Source organism: Streptomyces sp. NPDC050263, from assembly GCF_040655955.1.
In the GTDB taxonomy this organism is placed as follows: domain Bacteria; phylum Actinomycetota; class Actinomycetes; order Streptomycetales; family Streptomycetaceae; genus Streptomyces.
Window position 1 is genome coordinate 118,138 of sequence record NZ_JBFAKW010000005.1, and the last position, 14,784, is coordinate 132,921.

Here is a 14,784-nt window from a genome sequence, read left to right on the forward strand (position 1 = left end):
TCGTACGACGACGAGGGCGCCCGGGGTCTGCCGGGCGCCCTCGTCGTGTGTGTGGCGCTAGGTGCTGCGGGCCAGTGACAGCGTGCGGTGGGCCGTCGCCACCACGGCCGCGTCGATGAAGCGGCCGTCCGGGAGGGCCTGGGCGCCCTGGTCGGTGGCTGCCGCCTTGACGATCGTCTCGGCGTCCTCCAGCTCCTGCTGGGTGGGCAGGTAGGCCCGTTCGATGATCGGGAGCTGGCGGGGGTGGATGGCGGCGCGGCCCAGGAAGCCGAGGGTGCGGCCGTGGGCGCAGCTGGTGGCCAGGCCGTCCAGGTCGCGGATGTCGGGGTGGACCGACTGGGGTGGGGGCGCGAGGCCGGCGGCCCGGGCGGCGACCACGACGCGGGAGCGGGACCAGTCGAGGCCCGCGTCCTCGCGGACGCCGAGGTCGGCGCGGAGATCAGCCTCGCCGAGGGCGATGCCGCGCAGGGAAGGGTGGGCGGACGCGATGGCGTAGGCGTGTTCGATGCCGAGGGCTGTTTCCAGCAGGGCGTGCAGCGGGGTGGCCCCGGCGTCGGCGCGGGGCGCGGTCTCGGCGACCCGGGTGATCTGGTGCGGGGAGGTCACCTTCGGCAGGCGCAGGCCGCAGACCCCGGGGAGGGCGGCCATCGTGCGGACGTCCGCGGCGGCGAACGGGGTGTCCAGGGCGTTCACCCGGACGTGGACCGGGACCGGCTGGGGTTCGGACAGGCGTTCGGCGGTGGCTTTGCGGGCGTACTCCTTGCGGTCGGGGGCGACCGCGTCCTCCAGGTCGATGATGACGACGTCGGCGCCGCAGGCAAGGGCCTTGGTGACGGTCTTCGGGTGGTCGCCGGGTACGTAGAGCCAGGTCAGCGGGGGTGCCGTCATAGGGCGCCCTCGGTGCGCAGGGCGGTCAGCTCGGCCGGGGTGAGGCCCAGTTCGGTCAGGACCGTCTCGGTGTCGGCACCGTGCGGGCGGCCGGTCCAGCGGATCGCGCCGGGGGTCGAGGAGAGCCGGAAGAGGACGTTCTGCATGCGGATCCGGCCCAGTTCGGGGTCGTCGACCGCGGTGATCGTGTCGAGGGCCTGGTACTGGGGGTCGGTCATCACGTCCCGTACGTCCTGGATCGGGGCGATCGCGGCCTCGGCCTTCTCGAAGGCGGCGAGGACGTCGGTGCGGGTGCGGGCGGCGATCCAGGCGCCGACCGCCTCGTCGAGGACGTCGGCGTGGGCGGCCCGGTCCGCGCCGGTCGCGAACCACGGCTCGTCGATCAGCTCGGGGCGGCCGACCAGCCGCAGCACCCGCTCGGCGATCGACTGGGCGGAGGTCGAGACGGCGACCCAACTGCCGTCGGCCGTGCGGTAGGTGTTGCGCGGGGCGTTGTTGGCGGACCGGTTGCCGGTGCGGGCCTGGACGTAGCCCAGCTGGTCGTACCAGAGGGGCTGGGGGCCGAGGACGGTGAGGATGGGCTCGATGATCGCCATGTCGACGACCTGGCCCTCGCCGGTGCGCTCGCGGGCGGCGAGGGCTGTCATGACGGCGTAGGCGGTGGCCAGGCCCGCGATCGAGTCGGCCAGGCCGAACGGCGGGAGGGTGGGGGAGGCGTCCGGTTCTCCGGTGATCGCGGCGAATCCGCTCATCGCCTCGGCGAGGGTGCCGAAGCCGGGGCGGTGCGCGTAGGGGCCGAACTGGCCGAAGGCGGTGACGCGGGCGAGGACCAGGCGGGGGTTGGCCGCCGACAGTTCCTCCCAGCCGAGATCCCACTTCTCCAGGGTGCCGGGGCGGAAGTTCTCGATGATCACGTCGGCGGTGACGGCGAGCCGCAGGAGGGTGGCGCGGCCGCCGGGCCTGGAGAGGTTCAGGGTGATCGTGCGCTTGTTACGGCCCAGGAGCTTCCACCAGAGGCCCACGCCGTCCTTGGAGGGGCCGTGGCCTCGGGAGGGGTCGGGCTTGGTGGGGTGCTCGACCTTGACGACCTCCGCGCCGAAGTCGCCGAGCATGGTCGCGGCGAGGGGGCCGGCGAAGAGGGTGGCCAGGTCGAGGACGCGCACACCGTGCAGGGGGGTGGTCTTCTCGGCGGTGGTTTCCGCGGTAGCGGTCTTCTCGGTCATGACGCGTACTGCGTTTCGCTCTCGGAGCGGTACGGCATCGAGGCGGAGGCGCCCGGCCGTCGGACCGACAGCGCCGCCGCGGCGGCCCACGCCGGCGCCTCCCGTACGGGGAGTTCGAGGGTGGAGCGCAGGCGGGCGCCGAAGGCGTCGTTGCCGACCGCGCCGATCGTCGAGACGACGGCGCCCGCGTGGGCCGCGGCGATCGCCTGGTCGGCGCCCTTGCCGCCCGGGATCGTACGGAACTCCCGTCCGGTCACGGTCTCCCCGCGCTGCGGGGGTTTCTCGACGTAGGCGACGAGGTCCATGTTCGTGCTGCCGAGCACGACGATGTCGGTCATGGCTGGGAAGCCTCCCGGTGGGTGAGGGACCAGGTGAGACGGGCCAGGGCGTCGAAGCCGACGCCGTTGAGGTCGGTGACGGAGGTGGCCAGCCGGTTCTTGAGGGGGGCCGTCCACCGGTCGGGGAGGTCGGCCGGGTCGCCGGCGAGGAGCGCGGCGACGCTGCCGGCCGTCGCGCCGTTGGAGTCGGTGTCCCAACCCCCGGACACCGCACGGCAGATGGAGCCGCTGAAGTCGCCGTCCGCGTGGGTGAGGGCGGCGGCGATCAGGGCGGTGTTGGGGACGGCGTGCACCCAGTGGGCCGTCTTGTGGGCGGCGTGGAGTTCGTCGACGACCGTGTCGAAGTCGGGGTGTTCCTCGGCGAGTCGGACGGCGTGGGTGACGGCCCGGGCGAGACGGGAACGGGGCGGTACGACCGTCAGGCCGGTGCGCAGACAGGCGTGGACGTCGTGGGCGCCGGTCGCGGCCGTGGCGATGGCGGCCGCCGTGAACATCGCCGCGTAGACGCCGTTGGCGGTGTGGGTGAGGACGGCGTCGCGGTGGGCCTGCTCGGCCGCGGCGGCCGGGTCGCCGGGGTTGGTCCAGCCGTGGACGTCGGCGCGGATCAGCGCGCCGATCCATTCGCGGAACGGGTTGCGGTGGCGGGCCGTGTGCGGGGGCTCGATGCCGCAGAGGAGGTTGCGCAGGGCGACGCGTTCGGCGGTGAAGGCGCGGCCTGCGGGGAGCTCGTCCAGCCAGAGCCGGGCCACGTCCGCGGTGGTGAAGTTCCTGCCGTGACGCTCCAGCAGGAGGAGGTTGAGAAGCGGGTAGTTGAGGTCGTCGTCCTCGGGCATGCCGTCGATGTTCTCGGCGAGGGAGGTGGGTGCCGAGCGGCGGTTCCAGGGGTGGGCGTCGAGCAGCGGCTGCGGGACTCCCCGAGCGGTGAAGTAGGAGGTCAGCGGCCAGTTGCCGGTGGCGCGGGCGAGGTCGCGGATGGCGTCCAGGGGGAGCTTCTCGACGGGCTTGCCGAGAAGACAGCCGACGGCCCGGCCCAGCCAGGCGGCTTCCAGGCGGGACGGGGAGGGGGTGGGATCGCCGCCGGGCGGGCTCGGCCACTGTGGGCACAGGGCCTTGATCTGCATCAGTTCGGTCGGCTCGTCGTCCGTCAATCTGCTGGGCAGGTCCGCCAGTTCGTCCAGCAGGTCTTCCGCGAGGAGCCGCAGATAGCGTGAGACGCGGTGGGGGGACGCACCCGCTCGGGCCGGCGCCTCGCAGCCTCCCGCCGCTTTCCAGCGGGCGGCGATCGCCCATGGCTCGCGGCCGTCCTCGGCCGCCTGGCGCAGTTCGTGGCCGAGGAGGTCCTCCGGCTGGACCCAGGTCAGTCGGAGCATCGCGGGCCTCCGAGGGCGCGGAACGCCTGCTCGTGGGCGCGGCGGCGTTCGGCGTCGCGGTCGAAGACCTCGCGGGCGACCTCGGTGAGCGTGGCCGCCGGTTGCCACAGGTCGAGCCGGCTGGCCTCGGCGACCTGCTTCGACCAGTCGTCCGGGACCGGCGAGCCGAGGGCGCCGGCCATCGCTGCGGCCATCGTCGCGATCGAGTCGCAGTCGCGGCCGTAGTTCACGGAGCCGAGGACCGCCTGCCGGTAGTCGCCGTCCGCGACCAGCAACATGCCCAGGGCGACGGGGAGTTCCTCGATCGCGTGCAGGCGGGAGGGGCGGCGGGCGGCCAGGGAGGGCCGACGGTAGTCGGGGCCCACCGTGTCGTACGGGGCCACCGCCTCCCGCAGCGGGACCAGCGCGGACTCGAAGTCGGTGTGGCGGGCCGCCGTTTCGCAGACCTTCTCGATCGCCGTGCGGGTGCCGTCCTTCGCCAGGGCCAGGCAGGCCGTCACGACCGACTCCGCGGTCGCGCCCGGAGCGCACGCGGCCGCCACCGCCGCCGCGAAGACACCCGCCGCCTCACGGCCGTAGGACGACTGGTGGGCGCCCGCGATGTCCAGCGCCTCGGCGTACGCGCCCGCCGGATCGGCCGCGTTGACCAGGCCGACGGGGGCCATGTACATCGCCGCACCGCAGTTGACGATGTTGCCGACGCCGGCCTCGCGGGGGTCGGCATGGCCGTAGTGGACTCGGGTGACCAGCCATTTCTCCGCGAGGAAGATGCGCTGGAGGGGGAGCGCCTCGGCCTCCAGTTCCGGGATCCAGCGGGGGGTCGTCATGAGGTCCGGGACCAGGTGGTCGGCGATCGCGTAGGCGTCCAGGTGGTCGCGGACCGTGGCGTAGACCCTGATCAGCGCGTGGGTCATCAAGGTGTCGTCGGTGACGTGCCCGTCGCCCTTGTGGTACGGGGCGATGGGGCGGGCGGTGCGCCAGTCGTCGCCGTTCCAGGGGCCGACGATGCCGTGGACGCGGCCGCCGTGCCGTTCGGCGATCTGCTCGGGGGAGTAGCCCTCGACGGGGCCGCCGAGGGCGTCGCCGACGGCCGCGCCGACCAGGGCGCCGGTGATGCGTTCGGCGAGGGTCGCGCCGTCGCCTCCCCCGCTGCTTCCGCCGTTGCTTTCTTGCGTTTTGGGGCTCATGCCCCGAATCATCCTCCTGGTGGGGCCGGTTGTGTGGCTTCCAGGAGTTCGGCGAGTTCCACCAGGTCCGTGCCGGTGAGCCGGGGGAGTACGCAGCCGGAGAGGGTGTTGCAGCTGTCCCGCCACGAGGCGGGGATCGTGGCGCCGCCGCCCAACGCGCCGGTCAGCGCGCCCGCGAGGGCGGGGGCCGAGTCCGCGACCCGGGAGAGACAGGCCGCCGCCGGCACCGCTTCGGAGATCCGGCCGCCGGACGCCGCCACGAGGGCGAGGGCCACCGGGACCGTCTCCGCCGCCGCGATGCCGTAGCTGTAGACGTGGTCGACGATCTGGTGTTCCAGGAGGGGGATGAGCGCGAAGGCGCTGTCGGCGTCGTGCGCCAGCTTGAGCGCGTGCCGGGCGTTGCGGCCGATCTCGGTGTGCTCGGGGAGTTCGGCGAGCGCCGCCGTCACGCAGGCCTCGGGGTCCGCGCCGACGAGGGCCAGTGCGAGGGCCGCCGCCATCGCGCGGGCGCCGTGCACGCCGTCGCCGTCCTGGGTGTAGCGGGCGTCGAACTCGGCGAGTTCGGCGGCGAGTCGGGGGTCGCCGGGGTGGGCCGCCGCGAGGACGCAGGCGCGTACGCAGGCCGCGTCGTCGAAGTAGTGGGGGTTGTCGTGGCCGGTGGCGGGGGGCCGCAGCCCGGCGGCGAGGTTGCCGAGGCCGGCCCGGACGGAGATCCGGGCCCGCAGGGGGAGGACGGCGGACTCGACCTCGGGTGCGCGGTCCGCCGCCGCGGCGACCTCGCTGGCCAGGGCGTTCCAGGCGAGGTCGATCGCGGCGCGCATACGGCGGGCCCTGCTGAGGTCGCCGAGGGCGGTGTCGTCTCCTGCCCTGAGGACCGCTTCCGCGGCGAACGCCGCCCATTCGGCGTCGTCGGAGGGGCCGAGGCGCAGGGGTTCGGGAGGTTGGTTGAGGGCGATGGGGACGGGGAGGGTGGTCGTCGCGTTGTGCTCGGCGAAGGTGTCGAGTTCGCGGGTGAGGCGGCGGGTCCACTCGGGCATGCGGGCGGCTCGGTGGCGGGCGGCGGGCCATCCGGCGGCGTCGCCCGCGGCGAGGCCCAGGAGCAGGCCTTCGATGCGGTGTACCTGCGTTTTCGCCTGCGGCTGCGGTGCGGGTGGCCCCTGTGGGGCGGTCCCGCCGTCGGCGGCCGTGGCTGTGTGCGGGGCAGCCGTCGCCGTTCCCGCCGTCATTCCCTCGTCCCACGGTCCCGGCGGCCTCATGGTCGTGCCCCCGTCCCGGCGCTGCCCATCAGGCTCGGTACGAGTTCTTCCGCGATCATTCCCTCGCCCCACTTTCCGCCCTCTTCCGGGACCAGCAGTTCCGCCACGTCCAGGACGTGGTGGCCGGCCATCGACGGGAGGCAGGTGCCGCGGGCCGGGCCGATGGCGGCCGCCCAGTCCGGTGGGATCGCCGAGACGCCCCGGGTCGCGCCGGCCAGGGCGCCTGCCACGGCGGCCGTCGTGTCCGCGTCGCGGCCCATGTTCACCGCCGTGAGGACGGCTTCGCGGAAGTCGCCGTCGGCTGCCGCGTACGCGCCGAAGGCGAGGGCGACGGCCTCGGGGGCCAGGTCGGTCCAGGGGTAGCCGCCGATGACGACGGCGGAGCGGACCGCCCGTTCGCCGCGGTGGGCGACGGCCGCCGCGCGGCGCAGGGAACGTGCCGTCCAGGAGTCCTCGGGGACCACGGCCAGGGCCGCGGCCACCACCGCGATCGCCGGTGCGCCCGCCATCGCCGCCGCCACTCCCGCCGCGACCGCCTGGCCGCCGTAGATGCCCTCGCCGTCGTGGCTCACCGCGCCGTCGATCGCGACGAGCCGGGCGGCCTCCGCCGGGCGGCCCGCGGCGAAGACGCCGAAGGGCGCGGCGCGCATGGCGAGGCCGTCGCTCCAGGCGTGCCGGTGCTGGGCGGAGATCGGTGCGGCGAGGCCGCGGCGGAGGTTCTCCAGGGTGCCGCGTTCGCTGAAGCCGGCGCCGCGGAAGGGGCCCTCGTCGAGGTCGGCGATCCACTGGTGCCAGGCCGACTCCACGTGGGCCGGGGTGAGCGCGGAGCCGTGCCGGGCGAGCAGCAGGCCGGAGAAGATCGCGTACTCGGTGTCGTCGGTGCCGGCCGGCCGGTCGGTGACGTAGCCCGTGATGCGGCCCCAGCGGGCGCGGATCTGCGACGGCTTCATGTTCTCCGCGGGGGCGCCCAGGGCGTCGCCCACGGCGAGGCCGAGCAGGGCGCCGCGGGCCCGTTCACGGATCGATGGCATGCGCGGCCTCTCCTTCGGGGATCCCGCACGGGCGCGGAACCCTTTGCGGATGTGTCCCACCATCGGCGGTTGACCTCAGCCTCAAACCCCCTCATGTCACCCGGTCGACATCTGTGCGGCACCCCGATCGAATGAGCGATCGAAGGCAAAGCCGCAGGTTAGGGCATCCTCGCCTTCCTGGCGGACGGGAATGCGTGAGGGTAACTTGGGCGTTGTCATAAGTTGGAATCTGTCTAAAGTTAGCTTAGGCTCAGCTTTTCTGGGGGACCCCATGTCGATCATGTCCGTCATCGACACCGAGGCGCCGCTGCACGAGGCGCACCGCGACAACCACACGCACCGGGACGTCAACGGGGGCTGGCTGCGTCCCGCGGTGTTCGGGGCGATGGACGGCCTGGTGTCCAACCTCGCCCTGATGTCCGGGGTCGCCGGCGGCTCGGTCGGGCACCAGGCCGTCGTCATCACCGGGCTCGCCGGGCTGGCCGCCGGCGCCTTCTCCATGGCCGCCGGTGAGTACACCTCCGTCGCCTCGCAGCGCGACCTCGTCGAGGCCGAACTGGACGTCGAGCGCCGGGAGCTGAGAAAGCACCCGGAGGACGAGGAGGCGGAGCTCGCCGGGCTGTACGAGGCGCGGGGGGTCGAGCCCGCGCTGGCCCGACGGGTCGCGAGGCAGCTGTCGCGCGATCCCGAGCAGGCGTTGGAGATCCACGCCCGTGAGGAGCTGGGCATCGATCCGTCCGACCTGCCCTCGCCGGCGCTCGCCGCCGTGTCCAGCTTCGGGGCGTTCGCACTGGGCGCGCTGCTGCCGGTGCTGCCGTATCTGCTCGGGGCGGCCTCGCTGTGGCCGGCCGTGCTGCTCGCCCTGCTCGGGCTGTTCGGCTGCGGCGCCGTGGTGGCCCGGGTGACCGCGCGGACCTGGTGGTTCAGCGGGCTGCGGCAGCTCGTCCTCGGGGGCGCCGCGGCCGGTGTGACGTACGCCCTGGGCAGCCTGTTCGGAACGGCCGTAGGATAGGCCGGATGCACTTATGCGTTGGGCCGCATAAGTAGTCGTTACTGACTGGTTTCGAGCACTTAACCAGCGGGCATGAGCCGTAAGCGCTGTGGGCAATGACGCCTGCGGCGCACTCGCGGGGTGAGTGACGCCGCTCCCTCCGCCCTCCCGGCCCCGACGGACACCGATCTGATCGATCTCGTCCCGTTCGGTCCCACATACTCTCAGCCACGTGCGCGGCACCCTTGTCGCACACCCATGGCGTCCGCATGCTGGAACGGAGTATCCGGTTCCCGAGAACCGCTCCATCATGTAACCTGCGTGAAATTTTGCACTCGCAGAGGGCCAACGTCGTCCCTTCGCAAGCAGCTCCCCCAGAGCCCCGAGGGCCTGGGAGGAATCCACAGCCACTTGAGACGACGACGGGAGAGCCGATGCGTACGCCGCGCCAGCCGTCCCAGCATTCCGGGAATGGCCAGAACTGGTCCTTCATGGATGCTCGCCCTGCTGCGCAGGGTATGTACGACCCCCGCAACGAGCACGACGCCTGCGGCGTCGGCTTCGTGGCCAACCTCACCGGCGAGGCGAGCCACACGCTGGTCGAGCAGGCGCTCACCGTTCTGCGCAACCTCGAACACCGCGGCGCCACCGGCTCGGAGCCCGACTCCGGCGACGGCGCGGGCATCCTGACCCAGGTCCCGGACGCGTTCTTCCGCGCGGTGGCCGAATTCGAGCTCCCCGATGCCGGCCACTACGCCGCCGGCATCGCCTTCCTCCCGGAGGACGGCCTGCAGACGGCCGTCTCACAGATCGAGACGATCGCCGCCGACGAGGGCCTCACCGTCCTCGGCTGGCGCGAGGTCCCCGTCGCCCCCGAGCTGCTCGGCGCCACCGCCCGCTCGACGATGCCCGCCTTCCGGCAGGTCTTCGTGACGGACAACGCCAGCACGGGCATCGACCTCGACCGCAAGGCGTTCGTGCTGCGCAAGCGCGCCGAACGCGAGGCCGGCGTGTACTTCCCGTCGCTCTCCGCCCGCACGATCGTCTACAAGGGCATGCTGACCACCGGCCAGCTCGAGCCCTTCTTCCCGGACCTGTCCGACCGCCGCTTCGCCTCGGCCGTGTCGCTCGTCCACTCGCGCTTCTCCACGAACACCTTCCCGTCGTGGCCGCTCGCGCACCCGTACCGCTTCGTCGCGCACAACGGCGAGATCAACACCGTCAAGGGCAACCGCAACTGGATGCGCGCCCGCGAGTCGCAGCTCGTCTCGGACCTCTTCGGAGCGGACGAGAAGTCCATCGAGCGGATCTTCCCCGTCTGTACGCCGGACGCCTCCGACTCGGCGTCCTTCGACGAGGTCCTCGAACTGCTCCACCTCGGCGGCCGCTCGCTGCCGCACTCCGTGCTGATGATGATCCCGGAGGCGTGGGAGAACCACGACTCCATGGACCCCGCCCGGCGCGCGTTCTACGAGTTCCACTCCACGATGATGGAGCCCTGGGACGGCCCGGCCTGCGTCACCTTCACCGACGGCACCCAGGTCGGCGCGGTCCTCGACCGCAACGGCCTGCGCCCCGGCCGCTACTGGGTCACCGACGAGGGCCTCGTCGTCCTCGGCTCCGAGGTCGGCGTCCTCGACATCGACCCCGCCAAGGTCGTCCGCAAGGGCCGCCTCCAGCCCGGCAAGATGTTCCTCGTCGACACCGCCGAGCACCGCATCATCGAGGACGACGAGATCAAGGCCGGCCTCGCCGCCGAGAAGCCCTACGCGGAGTGGCTGGAGGCCGGCGAGATCGAGCTGGTCGACCTGCCCGAGCGCGAGCACATCGTGCACACGCACGCCTCGGTCACCCGCCGCCAGCAGACCTTCGGCTACACCGAGGAAGAGCTGCGCGTCATCCTCGCGCCGATGGCCAAGACCGCCGGCGAGCCGCTCGGCTCCATGGGCACCGACTCGCCGATCGCCGCGCTCTCCGCGCGCCCCCGGCTGCTCTTCGACTACTTCACCCAGCTGTTCGCGCAGGTCACCAACCCGCCGCTGGACGCCATCCGCGAGGAGCTCGTCACCTCGCTGCGCTCCTCCCTCGGCCCGCAGGGCAACCTGCTCGAGCCGAGCGCCGCGTCCTGCCGGACCGTCACCCTGCCGTTCCCGGTGATCGACAACGACGAGCTGGCCAAGCTCATCCACATCAACGCCGACGGCGACATGCCCGGCTTCAAGGCCGCCACGCTCTCCGGTCTGTACCGGGTCTCCGGCGGCGGCGACTCCCTCGCCGCCCGCATCGAGGAGATCTGCGCCGAGGCCGACGCCGCCATCGACAACGGCGCCCGGCTCATCGTCCTGTCGGACCGCCACTCGGACGCCGAGCACGCGCCGATCCCCTCGCTGCTGCTCACCGCCGCCGTCCACCACCACCTCATCCGCACCAAGCAGCGCACCGAGGTGGGCCTCCTGGTCGAGGCCGGCGACGTCCGCGAGGTCCACCACGTGGCCCTGCTGATCGGCTTCGGCGCCGCCGCCGTCAACCCGTACCTGGCCATGGAGTCGGTCGAGGACCTGCTGCGCGCGGGCACCTTCCTCAACGGCATGGAGCCCGAGCAGGCGATCCGCAACCTGATCTACGCGCTCGGCAAGGGCGTCCTGAAGGTCATGTCCAAGATGGGCATCTCGACCGTCGCCTCCTACCGCGGCGCCCAGGTCTTCGAGGCCGTCGGTCTCGACGACGCCTTCGTCACCAAGTACTTCAGCGGCACCGCCACCAAGATCGGCGGCGTCGGCATCGACGTCATCGCCAAGGAGGTCGCCGCCCGCCACGCCAAGGCCTACCCGGCCAGCGGCATCGCGCCGGCCCACCGCGCCCTGGAGATAGGCGGCGAGTACCAGTGGCGCCGCGAGGGCGAGCCGCACCTGTTCGACCCGGAGACGGTCTTCCGCCTCCAGCACTCGACGCGTGCGAACCGCTACGACATCTTCAAGAAGTACACGGACCGCGTGAACGAGCAGTCCGAGCGCCTGATGACGCTGCGCGGCCTCTTCGGCTTCGACAGCGGCCGGGAAGCGATCTCCATCGACGAGGTCGAGCCCGTCTCCGAGATCGTCAAGCGCTTCTCCACCGGCGCCATGTCCTACGGCTCCATCTCGAAGGAAGCGCACGAGACGCTCGCCATCGCGATGAACCAGCTGGGCGGCAAGTCCAACACCGGCGAGGGCGGCGAGGACGCGGACCGGCTCTACGACCCGGCGCGCCGCTCCAGCATCAAGCAGGTCGCCTCCGGCCGCTTCGGCGTCACGAGCGAGTACCTGGTCAACGCGGACGACATCCAGATCAAGATGGCCCAGGGCGCCAAGCCCGGCGAGGGCGGCCAGCTGCCCGGCCACAAGGTGTACCCGTGGGTCGCCAAGACCCGGCACTCCACCCCGGGCGTCGGTCTGATCTCCCCGCCGCCGCACCACGACATCTACTCCATCGAGGACCTCGCCCAGCTGATCCACGACCTGAAGAACGCGAACCCGCAGGCGCGGATCCACGTGAAGCTGGTCTCCGAGGTCGGCGTCGGCACCGTCGCCGCCGGTGTGTCGAAGGCGCACGCGGACGTCGTGCTGATCTCCGGCCACGACGGCGGCACGGGCGCCTCGCCCCTCACCTCCCTGAAGCACGCGGGCGGCCCCTGGGAGCTCGGCCTCGCCGAGACCCAGCAGACGCTGCTGCTCAACGGCCTGCGCGACCGCATCGTCGTGCAGACCGACGGCCAGCTCAAGACCGGCCGTGACGTCGTCATCGCCGCGCTGCTCGGCGCCGAGGAGTTCGGTTTCGCGACCGCGCCGCTCGTCGTCTCCGGCTGCGTCATGATGCGCGTCTGCCACCTGGACACCTGCCCCGTCGGCATCGCCACCCAGAACCCGGTGCTGCGCGACCGGTTCGCCGGCAAGGCCGAGTACGTCGTGAACTTCTTCAAGTTCATCGCCGAGGAAGTCCGCGAGCTGCTGGCCGAGCTGGGCTTCCGCTCGATCGAGGAGGCCGTCGGCCACGCCGAGGTCCTCGACGTCGAGCGCGCCGTCGACCACTGGAAGGCGCAGGGCCTCAACCTCGCCCCGCTCTTCCACGTGCCCGCGCTGCCCGAGGGCGCCGCCCTGCACCAGGTCGTCGCCCAGGACCACGGACTGGAGAAGGCGCTCGACAACGAGCTCATCAAGCTCGCCGCCGACGCCCTCGCCGCGGACTCCGCGACGGACGCCCAGCCGGTGCGCGCCCAGGTCAAGGTCCGCAACATCAACCGCACGGTCGGCACCATGCTCGGCCACGAGGTGACGAAGAAGTTCGGCGGTGCGGGCCTGCCCGAGGACACCATCGACATCACCTTCACCGGCTCCGCCGGCCAGTCCTTCGGCGCCTTCCTCCCGCGCGGCGTCACGCTGCGACTGGAGGGCGACGCCAACGACTACGTCGGCAAGGGCCTCTCCGGCGGCCGGGTCGTCGTCCGCCCGGACCGGGGCGCCGACCACCTCGCCGAGTACTCGACGATCGCGGGCAACACCATCGCCTACGGCGCGACCGGCGGCGAGCTGTTCCTGCGCGGCCGCACCGGCGAGCGGTTCTGCGTCCGCAACTCCGGCGCGACGGTCGTCTCCGAGGGCGTGGGCGACCACGGCTGCGAGTACATGACCGGCGGTCACGCGGTCGTCCTCGGCGAGACGGGCCGCAACTTCGCGGCCGGCATGTCGGGCGGCGTCGCCTATGTGATCGACCTGAACCGCGACAACGTCAACGTCGGCAACCTCGGCGCGGTCGAGGCCCTGGACGACAGCGACAAGCAGTGGCTGCACGACGTGGTGCGCCGGCACGCCGAGGAGACCGCCTCGACGGTCGCCGGGAAGCTGCTCGCCGACTGGGACACGGCCGTGGAGCGCTTCAGCAAGATCATCCCCAGCACGTACAAGGCAGTGCTCGCCGCCAAGGACGCCGCCGAGCAGGCGGGACTCTCCGAGTCCGAGATCACCGAGAAGATGATGGAGGCGGCGACCAATGGCTGACCCGAAGGGCTTCCTGAACCACGGCCGTGAGGTCGCCAAGTCCCGTCCCGTCGACGTGCGTCTGAAGGACTGGAACGAGGTCTACGTCCCCGGCTCGCTGCTGCCGATCATCAGCAAGCAGGCAGGCCGGTGCATGGACTGCGGCATCCCCTTCTGCCACAACGGCTGTCCGCTGGGGAACCTGATCCCCGAGTGGAACGACTACGCCTACCGCGAGGACTGGCAGAACGCCTCCGAGCGGCTGCACGCCACCAACAACTTCCCGGAGTTCACCGGGCGGCTGTGCCCGGCCCCCTGCGAGTCGGCGTGCGTGCTCGGCATCAACCAGCCGGCCGTCACCATCAAGAACGTCGAGGTCTCGATCATCGACAAGGCGTGGGAGACCGGTGACGTCGCCCCGCAGGCCCCCGAGCGGCTGTCCGGCAAGACCGTCGCGGTCATCGGCTCGGGCCCGGCGGGCCTCGCCGCCGCCCAGCAGCTGACCCGGGCCGGTCACACCGTCGCCGTCTACGAGCGCGCGGACCGCATCGGAGGCCTCCTCCGGTACGGCATCCCCGAGTTCAAGATGGAGAAGCGGCACATCAACCGCCGTATCGAGCAGATGCGCGCGGAGGGAACCCGCTTCCGCACCGGCATCGAGATCGGCCGTGACCTCAAGGCGACCGACCTGAAGAAGCGCTACGACGCGATCGTCATCGCGGCCGGCGCCACCACCGCCCGTGATCTGCCGGTCCCCGGCCGTGAGCTCAAGGGCGTCCACCAGGCCATGGAGTACCTGCCGCTGGCCAACAAGGTCCAGGAGGGCGACTTCGTGGCGCCCCCGATCTCGGCCGAGGGCAAGCACGTCGTGGTCATCGGCGGCGGCGACACCGGCGCGGACTGCGTGGGCACCGCCCACCGTCAGGGCGCGGCCTCCGTCACCCAGCTGGAGATCATGCCCCGGCCGGGCGAGGACCGCGCGCCGCACCAGCCGTGGCCGACCTTCCCGATGCTCTACAAGGTCACCTCGGCCCACGAGGAGGGCGGCGAGCGGGTCTACTCCGTCTCCACCACCCACTTCGAGGGCGACGAGGACGGCAACGTCCAGTGGCTGCACCTCTCCGAGGTCGAGTTCGTCGACGGCAAGCTGACCTCGAAGCCGGGCACGGAGCGCAAGATCCCCGCCCAGCTGGTCACCCTCGCGATGGGCTTCACCGGCACCGACCGGGAGAACGGCGTGGTGGAGCAGTTCGGCCTGGAGCTCGACGAGCGCGGCAACATCGCCCGCGACGCCGACTTCCAGACCAACGTGCCGGGCGTCTACGTCGCCGGCGACGCGGGCCGCGGCCAGTCGCTCATCGTGTGGGCGATCGCCGAGGGCCGCTCGGCCGCCCGCGGCGTCGACCGGTTCCTGACCGGCGCGAGCGAGCTGCCGGCCCCGATCCGTCCGACGGACCGCTCGCTGATGGTCTGACGGCCCCCTCAGCC

9 protein-coding genes and 1 pseudogene are annotated in these 14,784 nt (G+C 72.3%); 3 read left to right on the forward strand and 7 right to left on the reverse strand.

Annotated elements, in window-relative coordinates; genetic code table 11:
- Positions 1 to 57: 57 nt before the first annotated feature.
- The 7 genes and pseudogenes from AB0J04_RS03755 to AB0J04_RS03785 all read right to left on the reverse strand — a co-directional run bounded on the left by AB0J04_RS03755 (position 58) and on the right by AB0J04_RS03785 (position 7,293).
- On the reverse strand, positions 58 to 888 hold the full coding sequence (locus tag AB0J04_RS03755) for a CoA ester lyase (protein ID WP_363166746.1): 831 nt from the start codon (positions 886 to 888) through the stop codon (positions 58 to 60).
- Positions 885 to 2,111, reverse strand: coding sequence for a CoA transferase (locus AB0J04_RS03760; protein ID WP_363166747.1), 1,227 nt, complete (start codon positions 2,109 to 2,111; stop codon positions 885 to 887). The genes AB0J04_RS03755 and AB0J04_RS03760 overlap by 4 nt, the downstream gene beginning before the upstream one ends.
- Positions 2,112 to 2,224: 113 nt before the next feature.
- Positions 2,225 to 2,449 (reverse strand): annotated as a pseudogene (locus AB0J04_RS03765) (PfkB family carbohydrate kinase); the annotation flags it as partial.
- On the reverse strand, positions 2,446 to 3,819 hold the full coding sequence (locus AB0J04_RS03770; protein ID WP_363166748.1) for an ADP-ribosylglycohydrolase family protein: 1,374 nt from the start codon (positions 3,817 to 3,819) through the stop codon (positions 2,446 to 2,448). The gene AB0J04_RS03770 and the pseudogene AB0J04_RS03765, both read right to left, overlap by 4 nt.
- Positions 3,807 to 5,006: an ADP-ribosylglycohydrolase family protein gene (locus AB0J04_RS03775; RefSeq protein WP_363166749.1), complete on the reverse strand. Its 1,200-nt coding sequence runs from the start codon at positions 5,004 to 5,006 to the stop codon at positions 3,807 to 3,809. Before AB0J04_RS03775 ends, AB0J04_RS03770 begins: the two co-directional genes overlap by 13 nt.
- Before the next feature lie 8 nt (positions 5,007 to 5,014).
- Positions 5,015 to 6,232, reverse strand: a complete 1,218-nt coding sequence (locus tag AB0J04_RS03780) for an ADP-ribosylglycohydrolase family protein (RefSeq protein WP_363166750.1) — start codon at positions 6,230 to 6,232, stop codon at positions 5,015 to 5,017.
- A 26-nt stretch (positions 6,233 to 6,258) separates the two neighbouring features.
- Positions 6,259 to 7,293, reverse strand: coding sequence for an ADP-ribosylglycohydrolase family protein (locus AB0J04_RS03785; protein WP_363166751.1), 1,035 nt, complete (start codon positions 7,291 to 7,293; stop codon positions 6,259 to 6,261).
- 280 nt (positions 7,294 to 7,573) lie between these two features.
- On the opposite strand from AB0J04_RS03785, the gene AB0J04_RS03790 reads away from it, so the two are divergent.
- The 3 genes from AB0J04_RS03790 (at position 7,574) to AB0J04_RS03800 (ending at position 14,770) form a co-directional block, all read left to right on the forward strand.
- Positions 7,574 to 8,305, forward strand: a complete 732-nt coding sequence (locus AB0J04_RS03790) for a VIT1/CCC1 transporter family protein (protein WP_363166779.1) — start codon at positions 7,574 to 7,576, stop codon at positions 8,303 to 8,305.
- 413 nt (positions 8,306 to 8,718) lie between these two features.
- The gene (gene gltB, locus AB0J04_RS03795) at positions 8,719 to 13,317 is read left to right on the forward strand and encodes a glutamate synthase large subunit (RefSeq protein WP_363166752.1); all 4,599 of its coding nucleotides are present in this window, start codon (positions 8,719 to 8,721) and stop codon (positions 13,315 to 13,317) included.
- Complete coding sequence (locus AB0J04_RS03800; RefSeq protein ID WP_363166753.1) at positions 13,310 to 14,770, forward strand: glutamate synthase subunit beta; 1,461 nt, start codon at positions 13,310 to 13,312, stop codon at positions 14,768 to 14,770. The genes gltB and AB0J04_RS03800 overlap by 8 nt, the downstream gene beginning before the upstream one ends.
- Positions 14,771 to 14,784: the final 14 nt, after the last annotated feature.